Raw genomic sequence first — 23,601 nt, forward strand, 5'->3', positions numbered from 1 at the left:
ATGCAACGATGGTCCTAGGGAGTCGCGGACTTATGAAAACGGATGTCAAAGCACTGGTTATCGGCGGCGGTGCCGTTGGAACCTCGATTGCCTATCACTTGGCCAAAGCGGGCTGGGACGATGTTATGCTCTTGGAGCGTGATGAGTTGACCTCAGGCTCGACCTGGCATGCAGCGGGTCTGCTGCCGCTGTTCAACATGTCCTTCGCGACCACGCATATTCACCAGTATTCGGTCGAATTCTACAAGCAGCTTGAGGCAGAGACGGGCCTCAACGCTGGCTTTGCGGTCGTTGGCAACTTGCGCATGGCGCAGACCAAGGAACGCATGGATGAATATATGGTCTATGCGACCACAGCAGAAACCTGCGGCGTGCCGTATGAGTTTCTCTCGCCCGACGAGATCAAGGCGCGCTGGCCGCTGATCAATACAGAGACGCTCGAAGGTGCATTGTATCATCAAACGGACGGCTACATTAACCCTGCGGATGTGACCATGGCGATGGCCAAAGGTGCGCGTCAACGCGGCGTTGAGATCGTGCGCCGTTTGCAAGCTGATGCGTTTGACTGGAACGGTACGCATTGGGATGTGACCTGCACCAAGATGATCGAAAAGGGCGGCAATCTGGTTCCGTCTGACGAGCAAGTTGTCATCACTGCTGAGCATGTTGTGACCGCTTCGGGCAATCATGCGCAACGCACGGCGAAGATGCTGGGCATTAAAATCCCTGCGATCCCCGTTGAGCATCAGTTCATCGTCACCGACGTTGACCCGGCGCTTCAGAAATGGCGCAAGGATGGCAACCCAGAGCATCCCGTGATCCGCGATGCGGACGCACAAAGCTATGTGCGCGAGGAACGTGGCGGCTGGATTTTGGGTGTCTATGAGAAAGACGCGCCAGCGGTGTTTGAATATGGCGTTCCCGATAGCTTCCGCGCAGACTTGTTCCCGCTCGCGCTGGATCGCATCGAAGAGCAATACATGGCGATGATCCATCGGATACCGTCCTGCGAAGAAAGTGGTCTTAAAGACGACTTTAACGGTCCGATTTGCTATACGCCTGACGGCAACCCGCTTGTCGGCCCTGCGCCGGGTCTGCGCAACATGTGGCTGGCCGAGGGGTTTTCATTCGGGATCACAGCGGCTGGTGGCACCGGCTATTATCTCGCGCAGATGATGGTGAATGGTGAGGCCGAGATCGACATGGCCTCGCTTGATCCCAAACGCTACGGCACTTGGATGACGACCGAATATGCGGCGCGCAAGAATGAAGAGTGCTACGACCACGTCTATATCCTTCACCACCCAGATGAGGAGCGCCCCGCGTGTCGTCCGCTTCGCACTGCGCCTGCTTATGACCGCCAGAAAGCGCGTGGAGCGCAATTCGGGTTTGTGAACGGGTGGGAGCGTCCGAACTATTACGGGCCTCTTGATGCGCCGGAGACGTTTGACCACGATGCACGATCATTCCGCCGTGGCGGCTGGTGGAGCCATGCTGTCGACGAGGCGAAAGCGATCCGTGAAGGCGTAGGCCTTATTGATGCGACCGCCTTTACCAAACATGTGGTCAAAGGACCGGGCGCAACCGCGTTCCTTGATTGGTTCACCTGCAACAAATTGCCCAAAGTGGGCCGCATCAACCTGACTTATGCGCTGACTGCGGCGGGAACGACGCGCACGGAATATACGATCGTGCGCAATGGCGAGAACGATTATTATCTCGTGTCCGCAGGGGCTTGGACGGCCTATGATGCTGATTTCCTGCGCAAATGTGCTGAAGATAAAGCGCCTGAATTTGGCTATATCGAAATTCAGGATGTGACGACGCAGTGGGGCGTCTTTGCTATCGCAGGCCCGAAGTCACGCGATGTTTTGAATGCGGTGATCAAGGATGCTGATCCTGCGACTGCACTGAGCAATAAGCGTTTCCCATGGCTGTCCGCGCGCAAGATTGAGCTGGGCATGTGTCCTGTGAACGCAATCCGCGTGGCCTACACGGGCGAACTGGGTTGGGAGCTGCATCACCCGATGGAAATGCAGAACTACCTTTTCGATCTACTGGAAAAGGCAGGTGAGCCGCATGGCATGAAGCTTGTTGGCGCGCGTGCGCAAAACTGGCTGCGTCAGGAAAAATCTTACCGCGCGTTTGGCAACGAGCTTGGCCGCGATGCGACCCCAGCAGAGGCGGACCTGCCGCGCTTTATTGATCTGTCGAAAGAGTTTCAGGGCAAGGCCGAGATGGAAGCGATTGGCGTGCGCTCCAAATGTGTGACGTTGCTGATCGACGGGCCAAGCGATGCGGACCCATGGGGCCGCGAGGCGCTTTATGACGGGGAAACCAAGATTGGGCGTCTGACGTCCGGCGGCTATTCCGTACATTTCGGTAGGTCGATCGGAATGGGATATGTGCGCCCTGACTTGGCGGTTGTTGGCCAGAAGCTGAAAGTGAAAATGCTGAACCAGCTTTGGGATTGTGAGATCGTCGAAGATAGCCCTTATGATCCCAAGAACGCAACGATCCGCATCGACGGGTGATGAACCTTCTACGAGGTTTAACTATTGTAAAACCAGAGCACATCCTTCCTGGAAGGATGTGCTTTTTTACGATTTTCGCGCAAGGCTTTGCGGATTGCAGGATTAACCTTCGCCGCTGCGGTCATTAGCGCACGGCGCGCGCGTTGAGCCAATTGCGAAACTGTCCGCGTCCACCATTAAAGCAGTTCAGATCAATTTCTTTCTCAACCCCGTCGAGCACGCCTGTCGCGGTATATTGCCAAAACCGCCAATCGCGTGTGCCATAGCGCTCCTCTACGTGGTTCGCGGTCGAGCGGAGCCATAGATCGCGCTTGAGGTGGGCGACATCGTTACGTTCCCAGAAATCCGGTGTGGTGTAGACAACCACGTTGGTGCGGTAATGCCGCTCGATAATCTGGATGAAGCGGTTCGCAACCCGGCGCACTTCGGCGGCGGGTGGGCGCAGCACACAAGTGGGAGAAAACGGGTTCCATTCCAGATCGAGCACAGGGGGCATGCCGCCGCGCAGGCGCGGGACGTTCTTGATGAACAACTTGGCTTGTGTGTCCGGATCGGTGCAAAAATAATAGAAATGGTAAGCCCCCACAGGCATGCCTGCACGTTTTGCCGCGCGCCAGTTCCGCTGGAATTCAGGGTCGAGTAAATCACCGCCCTCAGTCGCTTTGAGCCAAGCAAATTTGATGTCTTGGCGTTTGATCCGGTTCCAATCCATATGGCCTTGAAAGCGTGCGGCATCAATGCCGTGAACTGGAAAGGAGGACGGACCGCGAGGGCCGAAATCGACAGGATGGTTGTCCTTGAACGTAGAGCGCGCCAGCAAAAGCGAGGGCGCCGCGAGCAAGGGCAGGCTTGCAAAACTGCTCAAAGCGGTGCGGCGACTGAACAAGCTCATGGCGCGTTACTCCGGTTTGCAAAATACGAAGCTCAGATTGTTTGCAGGCATTTCAAGCACATGCGCCACGTCCAACCCCGCCTCAACAGCCCAATCGATCACGTCGAAATCATCCTTGTAGCCGATGTTCGTATCTGTGCTCACAAGGCTTTCATGAAAGCGCGCATCGCCCTCAGACGTCAATTCACCGCTGCGCATGAAAGGGCCATAGAGCATGAAAGTGCCGCCTGATTTAAGCGCCAGAGCGACCTCGCGGACAAGCGCCTGCGCCTCCGGGGCGCTTATCAGATGCAGTAGGTTCACCAACACGATCAGATCGAGGGGACCCGTAGTTTTGCTCCAACCCTCTTTAGCCGCGTCAAGTGGAACGGGGAGCGTGAGGTTCTCAAGCTGCGCTTCACTTACGTAAATTCCGATGGATCGTAGGCGTGCGGGGTCCACATCGGTGGGCACCCATGTCAGCCCCGGGCAGGCGCGCGCGAAGGCGAGCGCGTGCTGACCTGTGCCGCTGGCAAGCTCGAGCGCACGGCCACTGTGCGGCGCGACGTCGCGCAGAACGGTGCAAATCTGCGCTGTATTGCGCGCGGCAGAGGGGGCGAACAGGCGGCCATCCTCTAGCGTGTCGGCGATGTTTGCTGTGTCCGGCAAAGCGGGCCTCATGCGCGTTCTTCCCATCTATCGGTTGCCGGTGGTGGGGCAGGGCTGAGCGCTGAAATGCGCGCGTAGAGGGCGTTGTCCATGTCAAAGCGGATGGCGTCCAGTGAGGGCGTGAGCTGCGCGGCGGAGCGCGCCGAAAGAATCGGTGTCGGCGCTGCAATGTGGTGTGCGGCCCATGCGGCGGCGAGCGTGGCTGGATGCACGCCGATCTCTGCGCCAAGCGCGCTTAGCGCGGCGGCGGTCTCGTGCATGAAGGGCAGCGAATAGCGCTCGCCGTAGCGTGCGTCCGATTTGATGCGGCCTGCACCGCCTTGCGCATATTTGCCCGTAAGCAGACCACCGCCGAGGGGCGAGTAGGGCGCGCAGGTGATTCCTTGATCCATACACATGGGCAGCAACTCCACCTCTACCTGACGCTTGACGAGATTATACATCGGCTGGATGATATCGATCCGCGTCGCGTTCTCCCGCGCGATCTGCACCGCCTCCATGACCTGCCATGCGGCGAAATTCGACACGCCGATGTAGCGAATTTTGCCAGCATTTTGTTGCTTCGACATCCATTCCAAAGCGCGCGGTAGATCAAGGCCGACGTGCATGTGCAGATAAAGGATGTCGACGTAGTCCATGTCGAGCCGCGAAAGCGATGTGTCGAAATCCGCTTGCAGCCTTGCTGGATCGCCGTCACCATCGTAGGCCACTTTCGTGGCGATGATCAGGTGTTCGCGCACAGGTTTTGCGAGTGCACCAAGCAGCCGTTCTGATGCGCCGTCGGTATAAAGATAAGCGGTGTCGAAATGGGTGATTCCGGCGCCATGCGCGGCTTCGAACATCTGCGCGGCAGCGGTTTCATCCGCCTTGCCGCCGAACTGCATCGCGCCGAAGGCAAATTTGCTGAGAGGGGTGTGATTTGTGCTGGTGATATGGCTCATACCGGCAAGAATGCCATGCGTGCTGTAGCTTGGAAAGGGGCTATGCACAGCCCCAAAGGGTTTGTTCAGCGTTGCGATCGTGCGGCAGAACAGTGGCACCTTGCGGCGTAGGCCGAAGGCAGTGTGCGCCGCGTGAAATGTGGGGTTACGCGGGCAGTTTCAGACGTGCTGCCCCAAGGCGTGGATGAAGCTGGCCTGCAATACCCCATGCGATCATACAAGCGATGCCCGTCGCTGCGAATATCCCTGATATCGGAACCGCAAGCAAAACCAGCCATGCGATTCCCGGCGTCGCGATGCCCGATACGTCGCGATAGGATGAATAGATCGCCGACATTTCCGTGCGCTCCGACGGTTTCACAGCCATCAGGAAAGGCAGGCCTGCGCAGATATCAAGCAGGATCAGAAATAGGCTCGCTGCGAACAAAAGCACTACGGCGAGCCAGGCGGGGATGACGCTCACGCTTGCGGCGGTGAACAAAACGGCGCATGCAACGAATCCCGTGCGCACAGAATATTTGATCGAGTGGGCCTGCATCCAGCGCAGCATGAACGGCGACAGGAACAGCGCTGCATTTGTCACGGACAAAAGTGCGCCGCCAAGCTGCTCACTCAGCCCGTTTTGCACTGCATAGATCGGCAGATAGACCACATAGGCCCACCATCCACATGAACGGATCACCGCAAAAAGCCAGCCTGCAATCAGGCGAGGCTGTTCGAAGAAGCGGCCGATGAATGCCAGCGGATTGGGCGGCGGTGTCTTGGCGCGCGTGATCAATTTGCCGTTGCCCATGCGCATATAGGTGAACATTCCCAGCATGATGGCAGCCGAGATGGCCGAAACCACGAATGGTGCAGGTTGCCATAGGCCCCAAAGCACGACGCCAAGGAGCGGCCCGACCGTCCAGCCAAGTGCTGAGTAGAACATGCGCAGCGTTTCGCATTTGCCCAGTTCGACCCGCGCAATGTAATCTAGCACGTAGGCGTTGAAACATACGAAGGTGGTGACCGTCGCCAGTGAATTCAGCGCCAGTGCGAGGATCATCATTTCGGGGGTTCCGAAACTGGCGCAGCCTGCGCCTATCATAAAGCCCGAAGCGCCGATCGCATACATCCACCTGCGTGCGATATAGCGGGTCATAAATGGGATCAGCAGCGCGATGCTCAGCGACAGGATGCCGATGGCGAAATAGACCGAGCTGATCAAGGCCGCATCGCCCAAAGCGTTGTACATGGCGATGGGAAAGACCGAAATCAGAATGCCCCGCGTGATCGCCTCGAAGGCCGCAAGCACCGCAAATCCGCGCACGGATGGCGCTGGAGCATGGCGGAGCCATTCGGGGATGCGGCGTTCAAACATAGTCTTTAGCTCGGGTTATTTGCCCCGAGCATCGGTGCTTTCACGTGGCCTTCTGTCCAAAGCGCGACAGTTGCGTGTGAAAACGACATTTTGTGGTGCGCAGGCTGCGCACAAAAAAGGCCCCGTTCATGTTTGAACGAGGCCTTTCGTTTGTATTGATCCCGTTTAGTTGGGGATTTCGCCTGTCAGGCCTTCAACGTAGAAGGACATGCCCGCAAGTGTGCCGTCATCTGCTGTTTCGCCCTCGGCGAGCCAGACTGTGCCGTCCTGCTTGTTGATCGGGCCAGTAAAGGCGTGATAGCTGCCGTCGGCCAATGCGTCTTGCATCGCAAGCGCTTCGGCTTTTACGTCCGCAGGCACCGCATCGGAAATCTCGCCGATCGCGACCATGCCAGCGCCTATGCCGTCCCATGTGCTCGTGCTGGTCCATGTGCCATCCATGACCGCTTGAACGCGGTCGATGTAATAGGGTGCCCAATCGTCGATGATCGAGGACACGCGCGGAAATGGACCGAACTCGGCCATGTCGGATGCTTGGCCAAATGTCACAACGTTGCCAGCCGCCTCAGCCGCGGCTTGGGGTGCGGTAGAATCGGTGTGCTGCAAGATCACGTCTGCGCCTTGCTCGATCAGCGCTTGCGCTGCGTCTGCTTCCTTGGCGGGATCGAACCATGTGTAGGCCCAGATGATCGAGAACTCGACGTCAGGGTTTACTTTCTTGGCGTGGATATAGGCAGAGTTGATGCCGCGAATAACCTCTGGAATCGGGAAGGAGGCGATGTAACCGATCTTGTTGGTTTTTGTCATCTTGCCCGCGATATGACCCTGAATGGCGCGGCCTTCATAGAAACGCGCGGAATAAACGGACACGTTGTCGGCCTGTTTGTAGCCTGTCGCATGCTCGAATTTCACGTCTGGGAATTTGGCCGCGACGTTGATCGTCGGGTCCATGTAACCAAAGGAGGTGGTGAAAATCAGATCTGCGCCGGACAAAGCCATCTGCGTCATTACACGCTCGGAGTCTGCGCCCTCTGGTACGCTTTCCTGAAACACGGTTTCAACCTTGTCACCAAAGTGTGCTTCGACCGCAAGGCGACCTTTGTTGTGCTCATAGGTCCAGCCGCCGTCGCCGACGGGGCCAACAAAAACAAAACCGACTTTGGTTTTGTCTTCGGCAAATGCCGCGCCGCCAAAGGCCAGCGTGAGCGCTGCCGCGCTCGCGAGAAGTGTTCTGCGTTTCATTAGTTGCATCCCCCTGTGGATGAGTTGTTCTGCCCCTCTTAGCGAGAAGCGTGGAAAATCTTGCCAAGTGCTGCAGGCGCGCCGTGGTTGCCGCGCGCCGAGATGATCACGAGCACGAGGATTGTTATCAGATAAGGCGACATGGACAAGACCTCTACGGGCACCTTCGCGCCTGCTGCCTGCAGATTCAGCTGTAGTACGGTGACACCGCCAAAAAGATAGGCCCCTATCAGAATACGCCATGGCTTCCAACTTGCGAAGACTACAATGGCGAGAGCGATCCATCCGGCGCCGGCGGTCATGCCTTCGGTCCATTGCGGGACACGCACAAGGGAGATGTAGGCCCCTGCAAGCCCCGCACAGGCCCCGCCGAACAGGATCGCCATGATGCGTATGCGCACAACCTTGTAGCCAAGTGCGTGGGCTGCATCGTGGCTTTCCCCGACCGCGCGCAGGATCAGGCCCGCGCGCGTATATTTGAGCACCGCCCAAACCACCGCGACCAGAGCGATCGAGAAATAGACCATCGGATCATGTGAAAACAGCATTCTGCCAACGATCGGAAGATCCGAAAGGATTGGGATTTCCATCTTTTGCAGCGTCGGCGATTTAATCCCCTCATAGGGTTTGCCGATGAGCGAGCTAAGCCCGAGCCCGACAAGCGTAAGGCCTAGGCCTGTCGCCACTTGGTTGCTGAGCAAATATTGCGTCAGGATCCCGAAGGCGAGCGACAAAAGCGCGCCGCAAATCGCGGCGAACATAAAGCCAAGCACAGGAGAGCCCGTGTTGACGCCAATCGCAAAGCCGCAGATCGCGCCGGTGATCATCATCCCCTCGACACCAAGATTCAGGACGCCGGATTTTTCGACGACAAGCTCGCCAAGCGCGGCCAGAAGGATTGGTGTGGCCGACACCATGAGCGAAGCAATCAGCAGGATTGGATTGATTGAGGACAGGTCCATTACACGGCCTCCGTTTTGCTAAGGCGAATCCGGAAGTTGATGAACACATCCGTCGCGAGGAGGAAAAACAGCAGCATGCCCTGAAACAGTTGGATTGCTGCGCCCGGGATGCCTAGCATCAGTGATGCAAGCTCTCCGCCGATGTATGTCAGCGCCATGAGCAGACCCGCAAGCAGGATGCCAACGGGGTGCAATCTGCCAAGGAAAGCGACGATGATCGCGGTGAATCCATAGCCTGAATTAAAGTCGATGGTGATTTGACCCGCAGGGCCTGCCACCTCGAACATGCCGGCCATGCCTGCCAGCGCGCCCGCCATACCGAGGCACAGGAATACGATGCGCGCAGGGTTCACCCCTGCAAATTTGGCAGCGCGCGGCGCTTCGCCCGTCAGGCGGATTTGAAATCCGAGCATGTGGCGCGACAACAGCACGTAGGCGAAAATAACCGCGAGAAAGGCGGTCAAAACGCCCCAGTGCATGCCTGAACCTTGGAAAATCTCAAGGTTCGCCGCCGCCGGGTATTGCTGTAAGTTGCGGCTTCCCGGAAAGCCCATGCCGTCCGGATTTTTCAATAGGCCAGAGGAAACCGAAGCGAGAAACGCCTCCGCCACATAGACCAGCATCAAGGACACCAGGATTTCATTGGTACCAAAGCGCACCTTGAGAACCGCAGGGATCATCGCCCAAGCCCAGCCACCAAGTGCGCCCGCAAGGATCATCAACGGGAAAATGATGAAACTTTCTGCGGGGTAGAAGGCAAGCCCCATCCCCGCGCCGCAAATGGCACCGATGATGTATTGCCCCTCCGCGCCAATGTTCCAGATGCCCGCCTTAAAGCCCATGGAAATCCCAATCGCGATCAGAATGAGCGGCCCAGCTTTCACCAGTAATTGAGGCCGCGAATAGGCTGCGAATTGCTCGCTGAACAGCGGGTCCCAGAAAATGATGCGGATCGCTTCAAACGGATCACTGCCCAGCATGGCGAACATGATACCCCCGACGATCATCGTCAGGACCACGGCAACGAATGGCGTGGCGAGCGTCCAGAGTTTGCTTGGCTGCGCGCGTTTCTCTAGGCGGATCATGCTGCCCCCTCCAAATTTGCGCCGGAGTGGTCATGCACGCCGCCCATCATCAACCCGATCTCTTCCACGCTCAGCCCCTGAATAGGCCGCGTCGCGGACAATCGCCCCTCGTTCAAAGCGGCAAAGTGATCGGAAATTTCCATCAACTCATCCAAATCCTGACTGATCACCACAAGCGCCGCGCCCTTTTCCGCAAGGTCCATCAGGGATTGTCGGATCGCGGCAGCGGCGGAGGCATCGACCCCCCATGTTGGCTGGTTCACCACCAAAACGTCAGGGTCTTGCAAAACCTCGCGGCCAATCACGAATTTCTGCAAATTGCCGCCAGAAAGCGAGCGTGCGGCATTGCTTGCGCTGGGCGTGCGCACATCGAAGGCCTTGATCACCTCATCTGCGAAATCCTTGGCCTTGCCCCAATTCAGAAAGCCTGAGGACACCAATCCCTTGCGGATCGCCCCTGACAGCATCGCGTTCTCCGTCAGGCTCATATCGGGCACGGCTGCATGGCCAAGGCGCTCTTCTGGCGCGGCCAACACGCCCAAGCTGCGCCGCTCTTGCGGGCCAAGCCTGCTGATATCTTTGCCGCGCAAGCTAACCGCCCCTGCAGGCGCACGCACTTCGCCCGACAAAGCCCCAAGCAATTCATCCTGCCCGTTGCCCGCGACGCCGCCGATGCCCAAAATTTCACCCGCGCGCACCGTGAAGCAAACATTTTTCAAGGCCGTGCCAAATTCGCTAGGCGCAGGCGCGGACAGCCCGTTCACATCCAGCAACACCTCGCCAAATTCTCCTGCGGCGCGCTCTGGCACATGCAGTGTTTCGCCCACCATCATTTCCGCCAACTCCTTGGCGCTCGTCTCGGCGGGCGTGCATGTCGCCACCTTCTTGCCAAGGCGCAGGATTGTGGCTGTGTCACAAAGCGAGCGGATTTCCTCAAGCTTATGGCTGATATACAGGATCGCCGTGCCCTCGGCTTTCAACTGGCGCAGGGTCTTGAATAGGATTTCCACCTCTTGTGGCGTCAAAACCGACGTCGGCTCGTCCATGATCAAAATCTTGGGGTTTTGTAAAAGACAGCGAATGATTTCCACGCGCTGCCGCTCGCCCGCCGACAGATCACCAACGCGCATATAGGGGTCCAGAGGCAAGCCGTATTGATGGGAGACGTCTTTGATCTTCGCCGCCAGATCACGTTGCTTGGGTGCATCCTCCATCCCGAGCGCAATGTTTTCCGCAACATTGAGCGCCTCGAACAGGGAGAAATGCTGGAACACCATAGCCACGCCAGACAATCGCGCCGCGCGCGGGGCAGGAGGCGTAAAGGGCGCACCATTTAGCGTCATCGTGCCGCTGTCAGGCTTCACCAACCCGTAGATCATTTTCACCAGCGTGGACTTCCCCGCACCGTTTTCCCCAAGCAAAGCATGTACTTCGCCTTTGTGAATATCGAAGGACACATCGCTGTTGGCGATCACTCCGGGATAGGCCTTTGTCAGGCCGCTCAGACGCAGCAGCGGGTCACTCACGCGGTGGTCCTTTGTGTTTGGGCTATGGCGCAGGGCCTCAATAGTTGAGAGCCGACACCGATCGCAATGGCGTTTGGGTGTTTACCAAGTTCCGGGTTACCAATTGGACAACAAATGCGCGAAATTTGTGCTTCTGTATGGCCTAGTGCGCCAAGGCGCGCCCTGAACCGCGCCCATTTGCTCTTGGAGCCGATCAGGCCGGCAAAAATAAAATCATGGTTCAAGAGCTGGTGGCATAATTCAAGATCAAGCGCGTGGGAATATGTGAGGATCAGATGCTCCGCGTGTTTCGGTGCATGGGCGGCAAGCAGGGCAGGCTCTTTCGCGGGCAGTGTGGTGATGTGCTGGGGAATGCTCTCGGGGAAGCGCTCGGGGCTTGTATCGATCCAAGTGATCGCAAAATCAGGCAGCGGGGCAAGCGTCTGGACAAGCGCGCGCCCCACATGACCTGCGCCCCAAATCCAAAGCGGTCTGCTGGGTCGCTCAATCGGTTCGATGAACCAGCCCTCGCGTAGCTGCGGCGTGATCGCGTGCCCTTTGCCGCGCGCATCTGCTAACAGGCGCTGTACAGACAAAGGAACCTCTGCGCTTCCATTCACTGCGCGTGCGATCACGTCGCTTTCGGCAGTGGGAAGGTTGCCTGCATCAAACACTTCCGTCAAAATCTGCACGGCGCCGCCGCAACATTGACCCAACTCTGGCCCTAACGCGTGCTGGCTTAGCCGCGTGCCTTGCACGTTGAGCGCGCGCTTGGCCAACTCAAACTCGAGCGCTCCGCCGCCGATGGTTCCGCTTTGCCCGCTGTCCCAGACCAACATGGCTGCCCCGATTTCGCGCGGCGATGACCCCTTCACGTCGGCGATCACCACCCGCGCGGTGCGGCCATGCGCTTTGACGGTTTGCATCAAGGTGGCCAGATCAAACCCCATCTCGCACCTGTTGGATGGTCTTCAAAATCCGCTCCGGCGTTGCGGGCGCATCCAAGGAGGGATAGCCTTTGCCACAGGCGGCTACCGCGTCGGACAGTGCCATCAGAGCTGAAATGCCGTGCATGAACGGCGGCTCTCCCACTGCTTTGGAGCGGTAAATCGTTTGTTCGGGATTGCTGCCATCCCAAAGCGAAACGTTGAAAATGTCGGGCCGGTCCGAGCAGGCAGGTATTTTATAGGTCGAGGGCGCATGGGTGCGCAGCCGCCCCTTGTCGTCCCAGACCAGCTCTTCCATGGTCAGCCAGCCGGCGCCCTGCACATATCCGCCCTCGACCTGCCCGATGTCGAGCGCCGGGTTCAGAGATGCGCCTGCGTCATGCAATATATCCGTGCGCAGGATGCGGTTCTCGCCCGTAAGCGTGTCGATCACGACCTCCGTCACTGAGGCACCATAAGCGAAGTAAAAAAAGGGCCGCCCTTCGCCCTTAATGCGGTCCCACGCCAGCTTGGGCGTTTTGTAAAATCCCGTTGCGGACAGAGAAATGCGGTTTTGGTAGGCGAGCGATGCAACCTCTTCGAATGTGTAACGCGTGCCCGCGACCTCTACCGCGCCTTGAGCAAACGCCACTTCACTTGCTTTTACGTGATGCCGCCCTGCAATGAACTGCGCCATACGATCACGTATGGTGACGCAAGCTGCCTGCACCGCCATCCCGTTCAGATCAGTGCCGGAAGACGCCGCGGTTGCGGAGGTATTGGGCACTTTTGCGGTATCCGTGGCGGTAATTTTCACGCGGCTCACGTCGATTCCGAACTGCGCCGCCGCCACCTGCGCGATTTTCTGGAACAAACCTTGCCCCATTTCCGTGCCGCCATGGTTCATATGAACGGAGCCATCGCTGTAAACATGTACCAAAGCCCCCGCCTGATTGAGGTGGGTGAGCGTGAAAGAAATACCGAATTTGACAGGCGTTAGCGCGATCCCCTTTTTGAGGATCGGATTGACCGCGTTCCATTTTTCGATTGCCGCTCGCCGCGCTTCATACTGCGATGACATCGCCAAAGCATCGGTCATCTCATGTAAAATGAAGTCCTCGACCTGCATCCCATAAGGCGTCGTTTGCGGCTTCATCTTGCCGTTAAAACTCCCGCCGGAGGCTCCCGCATTCTCAATCTGCATAGGCGCATAATAGTTGACGCGCCGCACTTCCAAGGGATCGCGCCCCAAATCATACGCTATATGGTCCATCACCCGCTCGATCCCGAGCATGCCCTGCGGCCCGCCAAACCCGCGATAAGCTGTTGCGCTTTGGGTGTTGGTCTTCAAGCGATGGCTCTCGATGCGCGCATTTTCTAAAAAATAGGCATTGTCCGAATGGAGCATTGCGCGGTCCGCGACGGGCAGGGATAAGTCCTGCGCCCAGCCACAGCGCGCGTAGTGCACGAAATTCACACCTGTAATGCGGCCCGTCTCGTCAAACCCCGCCTCATACGAAATCCGGAAATCATGGCGCTTTCCGGTGATCACCATATCATCGTCGCGATCATAGCGCATCTTGCACGGCTTGCCCGTCAAGCGCGCGGCTATAGCACAGCCAACGGCCAGCGCGTTGCCTTGGCTTTCTTTGCCGCCAAAGCCACCGCCCATACGCCGCACTTCAACGCGCACTGCGTTCATGGGAACGCCCAAGGCCTCCGCCACTTTATGTTGAATTTCCGTGGGATGCTGGGTGGAACTATGCACCAGCATATCCCCACCTTCTTGCGGCAGGGCAAGGGCGGCTTGACCCTCCAGATAGAAATGCTCCTGTCCGCCCATTTCGATGGCGCCGCTGATCTTGCGCGCAGCGCCTGCGATTGCGGTTTGCGCGTCGCCCTTTTGGTAAATGCGCGGTGCGTCTTCAAAACGGCTGTTCGCGGCCATGGCCTCGTCGATACTGAAAAGAGCGGGCAGTTCTTTGTAGCTGATCTTCGCCAAACGCGCGGCTTTGCGTGCCAGAAGATGCGATGTGGCTACGACCAAAAAGATCGGTTGCCCCACGTAGTGCACAGAGCCTTTGGCCAAAAGCGGCTCGTCGTGGGCGGAGGGGCTGACATCATTGTCGAAGGGCAGGTCCTGTGCCGTGAGGACGGCGGTAACTCCCAAGGACCCGCGCACTGCGCTCAGATCGATATCTGTGATTTCGCCATGGGCGACTTCACTTTGCCCGAAAGCCAGATGCAGCGTGCCCGTGGGCGTCGGAATGTCATCCACATAACGTGCGGCGCCCGAAACATGCAGCTTTGCTGCGTCATGGGGCAAGGATTTGGCGACGCTCATGGCTGCACCTCCAACACTGAAACAGGCGCTCCCGAGAGGTCGGCGAAATAGCGATGCAGCATATTCTGCGCAGTTTTCATGCGGTACTCCGCAGAGGCGCGCATGTCGGACAAAGGCGTGAAGTCCTGCGCAAGTGCCTTTGCGGCAGCGTCCATACTGGCCTCATTCCAGACTTGGCCCACCAGCGCCTCTTCGGCCTTGGCGGCTCTCATCGGGGTGCCGGCCATGCCACCAAATGCGAGGCGCACAGAGGCAATCACACCGTTGTCGAGCGTTACGCTAAAACACCCGCAGAGCGCCGAAATATCCTGATCGAAACGCTTCGAGAGTTTGTAGCAACGCAAATCAGGCGCGGATTTTGTGATCGTCACCGCCTCCACAAATTCTCCCGGTGCACGGTCCTGCTTGCCGTAGGCGACAAAGAAATCTTCGATTGCCATCTCGCGCCGCGTATCGCCTTTGCGCAAATGCAAGCGCGCGCCCAGAGCGATCAACGCAGGCGGATTGTCCCCGATGGGCGAGCCGTTGGCGATGTTTCCGCCAATCGTCGCTGCTTGGCGCACTTGCTCCGATCCATACCGGCGCACCATTTCCGCGTAGGAGGGGTGATACTCTTTCAAAATGGGATGCAACTGCGCCATGCTCACGCCCGCGCCGATGCGTAAATGATCGCCCTGATCTTCGATCTGCTGCAAATCCTTGCAGCGGTGCAGGAAGGCAATTGGACCAAGATCGCGCAATTGTTTTGTCACCCAAAGCCCCACATCGGTCGCTCCCGCGATCAACGTGCCATCAGGATTGGCCTGATACCACGCCGCCAGCTCATCGCCGCTTTCGGGTGAAAGCGCGCTGGCGGGAACCGTCGGCGCGACGTCCTGAACCCATGTCGGTACAGGGTGCTCTGCGGCTGCTTCTGCCGCGCGAATGATCGGGGCGTATCCTGTACAACGGCACAGGTTGCCCGCCAAGGCATCATCGAAATCAACCCGACCGTTGCGATGCGCAACGGCCATGGAGCCGATGAAGCCGGGCGTGCAGAACCCGCATTGTGAGCCATGATGCGCAACCATTGCTTCTTGCACAGGGTGCATTTCGCCGTCCGGACCGCTGAGGCCCTCGACGGTGCGCACCGCTTTTCCATGAAGTTGTGGCAGGAATAAAATGCAGGCGTTCAGCGCCTTTGCGCCGCCATCGTCCGTGACCATCACGGTGCAGGCCCCGCAATCGCCCTCGTTACAGCCTTCTTTGGTTCCACTAAGCATGCGCGTCTCGCGCAGCCAATCGAGCAGAGTCACCGTCGGATTTGCCTCGGGTAGCTCCACTGTCTCTCCATTCAGAAGAAACTTGATGCTCATATCTACTATGCCCGCCGCGATACCATTGCCCTGATGTGGTGCACAGCTTCGATGCGGCGTAGAAGCGTTGCGGGCCTTGTTGGCACTCAGCTAAGCAACACTTCATAAATTTTGCAAGGTTTTTGATGAAAACCTACGCCGCATTTCTATTCTGCGGCCAACTCGTGCGCCAAAGCATCGAGGCTGGCCAACCCGCCTTGCCAGCCATCTTTGAACTCGCTCAAGGCCTCCGCCCCGCAAAAGGAAGACAGGGCAACATGTACGAAAAGCTGGGTGCCTTTGCCTTTTGCTTCCAAGCGGTACGTCACCAAAGATGTGCCAATCGCGCTGCCGCCGATCTCCACGGTTTCGGTGAAGGCCGCATCGCTAGGCGCATCAAGGCGATACCAGCGTGTCTCTACCTCGAATTCGGGGTTCTTTTTTGGTCCGCAAATGTGACGCTCGATCCCGCCGACGCGCAGATCGCTTTTCTCGACTTTCAAAATCATTTCGGGGCTCGGAGCACCCCAACGCTCGCGCATGTTGGCGTCCGTTAGAACATGCCAAAGCTGATCCGTGCCCAGCGGTAGGGTGCGATGAAAATCAAAATCGCCTGTATCGGTTGTCATGTTTTTGTCCTTTCCAATTGTGCGGCCAGCAGTGCCAAACGATCTAGCCGTTGCTCCCACGTGCAGCGTTGCTCGTTTAGCCAGTTTTCCAATGTGTCAAGCTGGTCTGGCTTGATGCTGACAGTGCGCACGCGGCCCGTTTTTTCGGAGTGTGTCAGCCCGCTGTCCTCCAGCACTTTCAAATGACGCAGGAAGGTCGGCAAAGCCATGTCGTGAGGCGCATGTAGCTCGCTGACGGGTGCAGCGCCTTGGCTCAAGCGTTCAACCACCGCGCGGCGGGTGGGGTCGGCGAGAGCGAAGAAGATTTGATCGAGTTGGTTAGTCATGTGGCTAACTATTCAGAGGGGCGTGCCCGTTGTCAAGACAGTTAGCGTAAAGGCTAAGTAATTAGTTGCGCGCATCTCTGGCTTTGGGCTTTCATCGCCGTTTGGCGCAACCTATTCTCGCGCTATGAGCAAAGCCCCCCGATTCATTCACCTGCGCACCCACACCGAGTATTCGCTTCTTGAGGGCGCGCTACGGCTGAAAAAGCTGCCCGATCTGTGCAAGTCCATGGACATGCCAGCGGTGGCCGTGACCGACACCAATAATCTGTTCGCAGCGCTTGAGTTTTCCGTCGGTGCATCGGGCGCGGGGGTGCAGCCCATCATCGGGTGCCAGATCGATCTGACCTATCTGCCCGTGCAGCCCGGCGAGCGCGCGAAAACGCCTGCGCCGCTGGTATTTCTTGCGCAGAACGAAACGGGTTACGAGAACCTGATGAAGCTGAACAGTTGCCTCTACATTGATAAAGGTGGCCAGCTCCCGCAGGTGACGCTCGATGAGCTCGATGCGTTGAGCTCTGGTCTGATCTGTCTGACTGGCGGTCCCGAGGGCGCACTTGGCAAGCTCTTGCAAGGCGGGCAGCGCCCCGCGGCAGAGGCGTTGATGGATCGTTTGCACTCGGCATTTGGCGATCGCTTGTATGTCGAGCTGCAACGTCATCCCGAGAACGGTGGCTTGCCCGAAGCAGAGCGCCTGACAGAACGCGGATTTGTCGAAATGGCCTATGCCAAGGGTATCCCGCTGGTCGCGACCAATGACGTCTACTTCCCGAAAACGTCGATGTACGAGGCCCATGATGCGCTTATCTGCATCGCCGATGGCGCCTATGTGGATCAACAGGACCCGCGCCGCAAACTTACCGCGCAGCATTATTTCAAATCCCAAGAAGAAATGGTCACGCTGTTCGCGGACTTGCCCGAGGCGATTGAAAACACGGTTGAAATTGCGCGGCGATGCGCGTTCCAAGCCTATCGCCGCGACCCGATCCTGCCCAAGTTCGCCGATGACGAGGTGGCGGAGCTGCGCCGCATTGCCAATGAGGGTTTGCAAAAACGCCTCGCCGTGATCCCCCACGCGGTAACGGTCGAGGAATACCAAGCGCGCCTAGATTTTGAGCTGGGCATCATCGAGGGCATGGGCTTCCCCGGGTACTTCCTGATCGTTGCGGATTTCATCCAATGGGCCAAGGACAACGGTATCCCCGTCGGGCCTGGCCGTGGCTCTGGTGCGGGGTCTTTGGTGGCTTATGCGCTGACTGTTACGGACCTTGATCCGCTGCGCTATTCCTTGCTGTTCGAGCGGTTCCTGAATCCCGAACGTGTGTCCATGCCGGACTTCGACATCGACTTTTGTATGGATCGCCGTGAAGAGGTGATTCACTACGTGCAAGGGAAATATGGTCGCGATAAAGTGGGTCAGATCATCACCTTTGGTGCTCTGCTCTCTAAAGCTGCCGTGCGCGATATTGGCCGCGTTTTGCAGATGCCCTACGGGCAAGTGGACCGCCTGTCCAAGATGATTCCTGTCGAGGGTGTCAAACCGGTTTCCATCGAAAAGGCCCTCGCGGACGAGCCGCGCCTGCGCGAAGAAGCGCGCAATGAGGAGGTGGTTAAACGCCTGCTCGATTACGGCCAGCAAGTCGAGGGACTGCTGCGCAACGCCTCGACCCACGCGGCGGGTGTTGTGATCGGGGATCGACCGCTTGATGCGCTCGTACCGCTCTATCAAGATCCGCGTTCGGACATGCCCGCGACCCAGTTCAATATGAAATGGGTGGAACAAGCGGGCCTTGTCAAATTCGACTTTCTCGGTTTGAAGACTCTCACAGTGATCCAGAACGCGATGGAGCAGATTGCCGCAGGTGGTCGCCAGCTTCATATTGCGGCGGACGGGACTGAGTTATACAGCCCGCCCGCGGGCGCAGTAGACGATATCGGTGCGATCCCGCTGGACGATGAAAAGAGCTATAAGCTCTATGCCAGTGCAAAGACTGTTGCGGTGTTTCAGGTGGAAAGTTCGGGCATGATGGATGCCCTGAAACGGATGAAGCCGACCTGTATCGAGGACATCGTTGCCCTCGTGGCGCTCTACCGCCCCGGTCCGATGGAGAATATTCCGACCTATTGCGAGGTGAAGAACGGGCTCAAAGAACGCGAGTCGGTGCATCCGCTTATTGATCACATTCTTGAGGAAACCCAAGGTATCATCGTTTATCAAGAACAGGTGATGCAGATCGCGCAGGTCATGGCTGGCTACTCGCTTGGCGGCGCGGACTTGCTACGCCGTGCGATGGGTAAAAAAATCGCCGAGGAAATGGCAAAAGAACGTCCCAAGTTCGAAAAGGGTGCCAAGGAAAATGGCGTTCCTGCCAAGAAAGCCTCGGAAGTTTTCGACCTTTTGGAGAAGTTTGCCAACTACGGTTTCAACAAATCCCACGCGGCGGCCTATGCAGTGGTCAGCTATCAAACCGCGTGGCTGAAAGCGAACCATCCGGTCGAGTTTATGGCCGGCGTGATGAACTGCGATATTCATCTCACGGATAAGCTTGGTGTGTATTTCGAGGAGGTCAAAAAGGGCCTCGATCTGCCATGGGTTCCGCCCTGCGTGAACCGCTCGGATGCGACGTTCAAGGTGGCCGATGGCGCGCTGGTCTATGCGCTTGGCGCGCTCAAAAACGTCGGCGTCGAGGCGATGAGGCTCGTCGTTGAGGGACGTGGCGACAAGCCCTTTGCGACGATCTTCGATCTGGCGCGCCGCGTTGATTTGAAACGTGTGGGCAAACGTCCGCTTGAAATGCTCGCGCGCTCTGGGGCGTTCGATCAGCTTGATCCGAACCGGCGGCGCATGTTCGACAGCCTTGATGGTTTGGTGAATTATTCCCAAGCAATTTTCGAGCAAAAGAATTCCAGTCAGGTGTCCTTGTTTGGCGAGGCGGGGGATGATTTGCCAGAGCCGCGCCTGTCGCCTGTTTCTGATTGGATGCCCGCAGAGCGCTTGAACGAGGAGTTCCGTGCGGTCGGGTTTTACATGTCCGGCCATCCGCTCGATGACTATATGGCACCGCTTAAACGCAAAGGCGTGATGACGCTGGACGAGATCACTGCCAAGGCTGAAAGCGGCGCATTGGTTGCCAAACTCGCAGGTGTGGTTGCGGGGCGCCAAGAGCGTAAATCGGCGCGCGGCAACCGCTTTGCTTTTGCCCAGATGAGCGACACGACAGGGGCTTACGAAGTCACACTGTTCTCCGACACGCTGGATAAGTGCCGCGAATATCTGGAAACTGGAGCAAAGGTTGTTGTCACTGTCGAGGCAACGATGGAGAGCGATCAACTTAAATTGCTCGGTCGCTCCGTGGCACCGATTGATGTGGCTGTTGCGGATGCAGGGCAAACCGCTTTGAAGATTTTCGTGGAAAATTCAGGGGCGGTGCCCAATATCGCGTCGGTCCTTATGCGCGCTCAGGAAACTGTGAAACAGGGTGCGCGCGGTCCTGTCATGCTCTGCCTGATGGACGCGGGATTGCCCGGCGAGGTTGAGGTAGATCTGGGGCGCGACTTCCCTGTGACGCCGCAAATTAAAGGCGCGCTGAAAAGCCTCGATGGTGTGATGCAGGTCGAAGAGGTGTGATACGATTATTCTAGAATAATCGCGCGCCTGTGGCCGAAGATTTTTCGAGAGAGGAAATCAAATGAAGGAGCGCGCGCGCGCCTCGTCGGCTTTTCCCGGCGCGCCGGTTTTGTCGTAAACCTCTGCCAACATATGATTTAACGGAACGCCATTTGGATCGTATTTCAAGCGCCGCTCCATCGTTTTGCGCGCTTGCTCCAGTCGTTCGGTTTTTATCAGAGCATCCAGATAGACTTGCGCAAACAGATCGCGTTGGGCGTGGCTGCCGCCAATTTCGGTAAGGCGTTTCAGGGCGGGGCCGAGTTGAGAAACGGTGGTCTCAAAGCGTCCGCGCGCATGCGCCAGCAATCCCTCGCATGCGGGCAAAGCTACATTTTGCCAAGCGTCCTGCTCAAAACTTTGCGTAGCGGCCTTGGCCCGAACAGCTTCCATCAAAGTATCCGCTGCGGGGCTATCTGCACGTCCTAGAGCATAGAGGTATTGCATGGTGAGGAATGGCAAAGTCGTATCCGGCCCGCGCAGTTCAATATGCTTGGCAACATCGCCCCAGCGATCCCCCACGTCTATGCCAGCAAGCTCCATGCGCGCGAGCAAGGACGCGGCGCCGATCTGATCTTGCGCGAAACTTTTCTCAAGGCCCCAGACATGAGCATCGTAGGTCGCGAGTACTTTTTCAGGTTGACCAAGCGAGATGTAAAATAGCGCCAGATGCCACCAATTGTGCGCGTACATGAAGCTGTTGAGCCCGTCCCAACGCGGCGCTTGTTGCTCCATGAAGGCCACGCCTTCGAGCACGCGGCCCTGTGTCAGCATCACATGGGCAATCGCGTGATGCGCCCAAGCATCGTTGGGCTCGATCTCCATCGCGCGGCGCGCGCTTTCTTCGGCTTGCTCTAGGTTGTGACATTGCTCATGGCCAAAGGCGATCATGCCGTGGACATAGGCGTCGTCTTTTGCGTCTGGCAGCGCTTTCATCGCGACGCTAAGCATTGCGGGGGAGTCGCCGACATTGAAATAGAGATATTGTGCGAGCTTGATGATCACCAGATCGCGCGGATACTGATCCGCATGTACCTCGCATAGGCGCATCACTTCTGGCAGATCGCCGTCCACCCAAGTAGCAGCGATCTGCACGCATGAAGCCTCTCGTGCGGTTGGCGCTTTGGCTGCCTGTGCATTGGCGATAAATGGCGCTGCCTTTTGCGCGGCGACAGGGGCCTCGAGGAACATCCAGAGCATGCCTGCGTAAGCGTTGATGAGTGCATGTTCGGGCTGCGCCTCAGCGGCGGCGAGGACGTTGGCGGCTTTGGGTTGATAGGCGAGAAAACCGTGGGTGAAATCGTCTATGGCCTGCGCTGTCTCGGGGGTACTTTCGGTAAAAACGTTGCCAAATCTATCCGTGCTCATCGCTGTGCTCCTTCAGGAAGGGTATGAGGGCGTCAAGTACCGCTTGCGGCGCGTCCCAGTGGATCGAATGGCCTGCGTTCTGGATGGTCTGAATGTCAGCTTGTGTGATTTGGCCAAGGAGGTCCAGTGCCTCTTGGTAGGGCACGATCAGATCGCTCTGGGCAAGTAGTGCAAGGGTTGGTGCTTTGATGCGCTGGATTAGCCCTTGCGGATCGTAGCGCTTGAGCGCGTCGAGTTGATGCTGCATCGCGTTCATGGATTGCGCATGAGGGTAGGCGAGACTTGCGGCGATCGCGCCCTCAATTTGCTCGGGCTTGTCAAAAAAGCGGTGGTGAAAGAGCCATGGAAACAGGCTGCGCAGCCACAGCCCTTCGGGGCCGGATTTGCGGATATCGTAGAAGCTCTGGAACAGATGCCAAGAGCGTGGCAGGTTGATTGGCGCGCTGCATAGGAGGGTGAGTGTGTTGACGCGCTCCGGTGTCAAAGCCGCAAGTTCCGCAGCAATATAGCCGCCCATGGAATGCCCGATGATATGCGCCTTGGGGATGTCGAGATAATCCATCAAGGCGAGAATATCGCGCGCGTTCTGCTCTGGTGCGGTTGGTGCAAGAGAGGGCGTCGTGCGCCCAGTTGTGCGGTTGTCTGGCCGGATAACGACGTGCTTTGCTGCAAGCGGCGCGATGAGTGGCCCCCAACTTGCGCTATCGCTGAGCATGCCTGCGATCAGGATCAATGGCGGGCCGCTGCCGTCGATTTTATAATGCAGGTTGATATCTGGCAGTTGAAGGTCCGGCACCGCTCACACCCCGTTCTTGGCGCGCCAGGTCGGCAGCATGTCATTGGGCGCGGGCGTCGCCTCATAAATTGCGCGCGCGATGGCACGTGCCACGCAGAGCGAAGCGGCATGGCCGATCATCGCGAGTTCCAGATCAGGCGCAGCCAATTCCTTCGCGCCTGTTGTGGTGCTGAAAATCAGATCGCCGTCCATCGGCGTGTGGGCCGGCATGCAAGCGCGGGCGATCCCGTCGTGCGCGGCGATCGCCATGCGTTTGCACTGCGCTTTGCTTAACTTGGCGTCGGTCGCGACGATGCCGATGGTGGTGTTGGCCTGCCGCATCATCGCGGTGATCTTGTCTGATTTCATATCACGCCCGAGGCCGCTTTGCGGATCAGGGCCAAGGCCGCCAAATTCACCGTCGATCTCGAATGGCGCAGCCCAGAAGTGCCGCTCGCCCGGTGTGGTGACCGCGCCGATGGGATTGGCGATCATCAACGCGCCGACAGTGATGCCGTTGTCCAGCACCAAGGATGCCGAGCCTGTGCCGCCTTTGAGCATCGCGCTGTTTGCACCTGTGCCTGCGCCAAACGAGCCGAGGTCGAAGGTGGCGTCGGCGCCGCAAAGCGCTGCTTCTCCGAGCGTTGGATAAGGGCTGGTGGTCCAGTTCTTGTCGCCGCCATTGATCAGGTCGAAGATGATCGCGGCAGGAACGATGGGCACGCGCGCGGTGTGCACCGCAAAGCCGCGGCCCATATCGCGTAGCCCCTGCATTACACCGCTTGCGGCATCGAGGCCGAAGGCGGAGCCGCCGGAGAGGACAAAAGCATCCACGCCGGGGGCAGATTTGTCGGGATCGAGCAGATCGGTTTCACGGCTGCCCGGCGCGCCGCCCATGACGTGGACGGAGGAGGTGAGCGGGGCGTCAGCGGTCAGCACGGTCGTGCCTGATTTTAAGCGCGCGTCCTGGGCATGGCCAACTTTGAGGCCTTGCACATCGGTGATCAGATTTTTGGGGCCTGGTTGCATGGTGCGGGAGCCTCCGGCGGAAGTTTATTTGGGAAGA

Annotated in this window: 18 protein-coding genes; 2 read left to right on the forward strand and 16 right to left on the reverse strand. The window is 58.1% G+C overall.

Annotated features, from left to right (window positions below):
* The first annotated feature begins 32 nt into the window (after window positions 1-32).
* A complete protein-coding gene (locus tag B9P63_RS06435) occupies window positions 33-2,534 on the forward strand; it encodes a GcvT family protein (protein WP_085307716.1) in 2,502 nt (833 codons plus the stop codon).
* A gap of 124 nt (window positions 2,535-2,658) precedes the next feature.
* On the opposite strand, the gene B9P63_RS06440 is transcribed toward B9P63_RS06435, so the two are convergent.
* The 13 genes from B9P63_RS06440 to B9P63_RS06500 all read right to left on the reverse strand — a co-directional run bounded on the left by B9P63_RS06440 (window position 2,659) and on the right by B9P63_RS06500 (window position 16,728).
* Window positions 2,659-3,426, reverse strand: a complete 768-nt coding sequence (locus B9P63_RS06440; protein ID WP_085307717.1) for a GH25 family lysozyme — start codon at window positions 3,424-3,426, stop codon at window positions 2,659-2,661.
* A gap of 6 nt (window positions 3,427-3,432) precedes the next feature.
* Window positions 3,433-4,086 carry a DUF938 domain-containing protein gene (locus B9P63_RS06445; RefSeq protein WP_085307718.1) on the reverse strand — a complete coding sequence of 218 codons (654 nt, stop codon included), beginning with the start codon at window positions 4,084-4,086 and terminating at the stop codon, window positions 3,433-3,435.
* On the reverse strand, window positions 4,083-5,015 hold the full coding sequence (locus B9P63_RS06450; RefSeq protein WP_085307902.1) for an aldo/keto reductase: 933 nt from the start codon (window positions 5,013-5,015) through the stop codon (window positions 4,083-4,085). Before B9P63_RS06450 ends, B9P63_RS06445 begins: the two co-directional genes overlap by 4 nt.
* Before the next feature lie 145 nt (window positions 5,016-5,160).
* The gene (locus B9P63_RS06455) at window positions 5,161-6,375 is read right to left on the reverse strand and encodes an MFS transporter (RefSeq protein WP_085307719.1); all 1,215 of its coding nucleotides are present in this window, start codon (window positions 6,373-6,375) and stop codon (window positions 5,161-5,163) included.
* Between the two features lie 165 nt (window positions 6,376-6,540).
* Window positions 6,541-7,617, reverse strand: a complete 1,077-nt coding sequence (locus tag B9P63_RS06460; protein ID WP_085307720.1) for a BMP family ABC transporter substrate-binding protein — start codon at window positions 7,615-7,617, stop codon at window positions 6,541-6,543.
* Between the two features lie 38 nt (window positions 7,618-7,655).
* Window positions 7,656-8,579: an ABC transporter permease gene (locus B9P63_RS06465; protein WP_176219113.1), complete on the reverse strand. Its 924-nt coding sequence runs from the start codon at window positions 8,577-8,579 to the stop codon at window positions 7,656-7,658.
* Window positions 8,579-9,664 (reverse strand): ABC transporter permease, encoded by a 1,086-nt coding sequence (locus B9P63_RS06470; protein ID WP_085307721.1) that lies wholly within the window; start codon window positions 9,662-9,664, stop codon window positions 8,579-8,581. Before B9P63_RS06470 ends, B9P63_RS06465 begins: the two co-directional genes overlap by 1 nt.
* A complete protein-coding gene (locus B9P63_RS06475; protein WP_085307722.1) occupies window positions 9,661-11,190 on the reverse strand; it encodes an ABC transporter ATP-binding protein in 1,530 nt (509 codons plus the stop codon). Before B9P63_RS06475 ends, B9P63_RS06470 begins: the two co-directional genes overlap by 4 nt.
* Window positions 11,187-12,119 carry a xanthine dehydrogenase accessory protein XdhC gene (xdhC, locus tag B9P63_RS06480; RefSeq protein WP_085307723.1) on the reverse strand — a complete coding sequence of 311 codons (933 nt, stop codon included), beginning with the start codon at window positions 12,117-12,119 and terminating at the stop codon, window positions 11,187-11,189. The genes B9P63_RS06475 and xdhC overlap by 4 nt, the downstream gene beginning before the upstream one ends.
* Complete coding sequence (gene xdhB, locus B9P63_RS06485) at window positions 12,109-14,439, reverse strand: xanthine dehydrogenase molybdopterin binding subunit (protein ID WP_085307724.1); 2,331 nt, start codon at window positions 14,437-14,439, stop codon at window positions 12,109-12,111. The genes xdhC and xdhB overlap by 11 nt, the downstream gene beginning before the upstream one ends.
* The gene (xdhA, locus tag B9P63_RS06490; RefSeq protein WP_085307725.1) at window positions 14,436-15,794 is read right to left on the reverse strand and encodes a xanthine dehydrogenase small subunit; all 1,359 of its coding nucleotides are present in this window, start codon (window positions 15,792-15,794) and stop codon (window positions 14,436-14,438) included. The genes xdhB and xdhA overlap by 4 nt, the downstream gene beginning before the upstream one ends.
* 146 nt (window positions 15,795-15,940) lie before the next feature.
* Window positions 15,941-16,402, reverse strand: coding sequence for an SRPBCC domain-containing protein (locus B9P63_RS06495; protein ID WP_085307726.1), 462 nt, complete (start codon window positions 16,400-16,402; stop codon window positions 15,941-15,943).
* Entirely contained in the window at window positions 16,399-16,728 is a 330-nt protein-coding gene (locus B9P63_RS06500) for an ArsR/SmtB family transcription factor (RefSeq protein WP_085307727.1), read from the reverse strand. Before B9P63_RS06500 ends, B9P63_RS06495 begins: the two co-directional genes overlap by 4 nt.
* Before the next feature lie 124 nt (window positions 16,729-16,852).
* Here B9P63_RS06500 and dnaE point away from each other — a divergent pair, with 124 nt between their 5' ends.
* The gene (gene dnaE, locus B9P63_RS06505) at window positions 16,853-20,353 is read left to right on the forward strand and encodes a DNA polymerase III subunit alpha (protein WP_085307728.1); all 3,501 of its coding nucleotides are present in this window, start codon (window positions 16,853-16,855) and stop codon (window positions 20,351-20,353) included.
* Window positions 20,354-20,410: 57 nt separating this feature from the next.
* Here the strand turns inward: dnaE and B9P63_RS06510 are convergent, their stop codons facing one another.
* From B9P63_RS06510 to B9P63_RS06520, 3 genes are read right to left on the reverse strand one after another with little or no spacing between them, the layout of a single operon-like run.
* Complete coding sequence (locus B9P63_RS06510) at window positions 20,411-21,760, reverse strand: tetratricopeptide repeat protein (protein WP_085307729.1); 1,350 nt, start codon at window positions 21,758-21,760, stop codon at window positions 20,411-20,413.
* Window positions 21,747-22,556 carry an alpha/beta fold hydrolase gene (locus B9P63_RS06515; RefSeq protein ID WP_085307730.1) on the reverse strand — a complete coding sequence of 270 codons (810 nt, stop codon included), beginning with the start codon at window positions 22,554-22,556 and terminating at the stop codon, window positions 21,747-21,749. The genes B9P63_RS06510 and B9P63_RS06515 overlap by 14 nt, the downstream gene beginning before the upstream one ends.
* A 3-nt stretch (window positions 22,557-22,559) precedes the next feature.
* Window positions 22,560-23,564: a P1 family peptidase gene (locus B9P63_RS06520; RefSeq protein ID WP_085307731.1), complete on the reverse strand. Its 1,005-nt coding sequence runs from the start codon at window positions 23,562-23,564 to the stop codon at window positions 22,560-22,562.
* Window positions 23,565-23,601 lie beyond the last annotated feature (37 nt).

Origin of the sequence: Planktotalea arctica (assembly GCF_002105285.1) — a bacterium.
GTDB lineage: Bacteria > Pseudomonadota > Alphaproteobacteria > Rhodobacterales > Rhodobacteraceae > Planktotalea > Planktotalea arctica.

Coding starts and splice junctions, on each gene's coding strand:
- B9P63_RS06465 (WP_176219113.1), bottom strand. CDS start 8,579: ATGGACCTGTCCTCAATCAATCCAATCCTGCTGATTGCTTCGCTCATG.
- xdhC (WP_085307723.1), bottom strand. CDS start 12,119: ATGGGGTTTGATCTGGCCACCTTGATGCAAACCGTCAAAGCGCATGGC.
- xdhA (WP_085307725.1), bottom strand. CDS start 15,794: ATGAGCATCAAGTTTCTTCTGAATGGAGAGACAGTGGAGCTACCCGAG.
- B9P63_RS06495 (WP_085307726.1), bottom strand. CDS start 16,402: ATGACAACCGATACAGGCGATTTTGATTTTCATCGCACCCTACCGCTG.
- B9P63_RS06455 (WP_085307719.1), bottom strand. CDS start 6,375: ATGTTTGAACGCCGCATCCCCGAATGGCTCCGCCATGCTCCAGCGCCA.
- B9P63_RS06435 (WP_085307716.1), top strand. CDS start 33: ATGAAAACGGATGTCAAAGCACTGGTTATCGGCGGCGGTGCCGTTGGA.
- B9P63_RS06445 (WP_085307718.1), bottom strand. CDS start 4,086: ATGAGGCCCGCTTTGCCGGACACAGCAAACATCGCCGACACGCTAGAG.
- B9P63_RS06470 (WP_085307721.1), bottom strand. CDS start 9,664: ATGATCCGCCTAGAGAAACGCGCGCAGCCAAGCAAACTCTGGACGCTC.
- B9P63_RS06440 (WP_085307717.1), bottom strand. CDS start 3,426: ATGAGCTTGTTCAGTCGCCGCACCGCTTTGAGCAGTTTTGCAAGCCTG.
- B9P63_RS06460 (WP_085307720.1), bottom strand. CDS start 7,617: ATGAAACGCAGAACACTTCTCGCGAGCGCGGCAGCGCTCACGCTGGCC.
- dnaE (WP_085307728.1), top strand. CDS start 16,853: ATGAGCAAAGCCCCCCGATTCATTCACCTGCGCACCCACACCGAGTAT.
- xdhB (WP_085307724.1), bottom strand. CDS start 14,439: ATGAGCGTCGCCAAATCCTTGCCCCATGACGCAGCAAAGCTGCATGTT.
- B9P63_RS06450 (WP_085307902.1), bottom strand. CDS start 5,015: ATGAGCCATATCACCAGCACAAATCACACCCCTCTCAGCAAATTTGCC.
- B9P63_RS06500 (WP_085307727.1), bottom strand. CDS start 16,728: ATGACTAACCAACTCGATCAAATCTTCTTCGCTCTCGCCGACCCCACC.
- B9P63_RS06520 (WP_085307731.1), bottom strand. CDS start 23,564: ATGCAACCAGGCCCCAAAAATCTGATCACCGATGTGCAAGGCCTCAAA.
- B9P63_RS06510 (WP_085307729.1), bottom strand. CDS start 21,760: ATGAGCACGGATAGATTTGGCAACGTTTTTACCGAAAGTACCCCCGAG.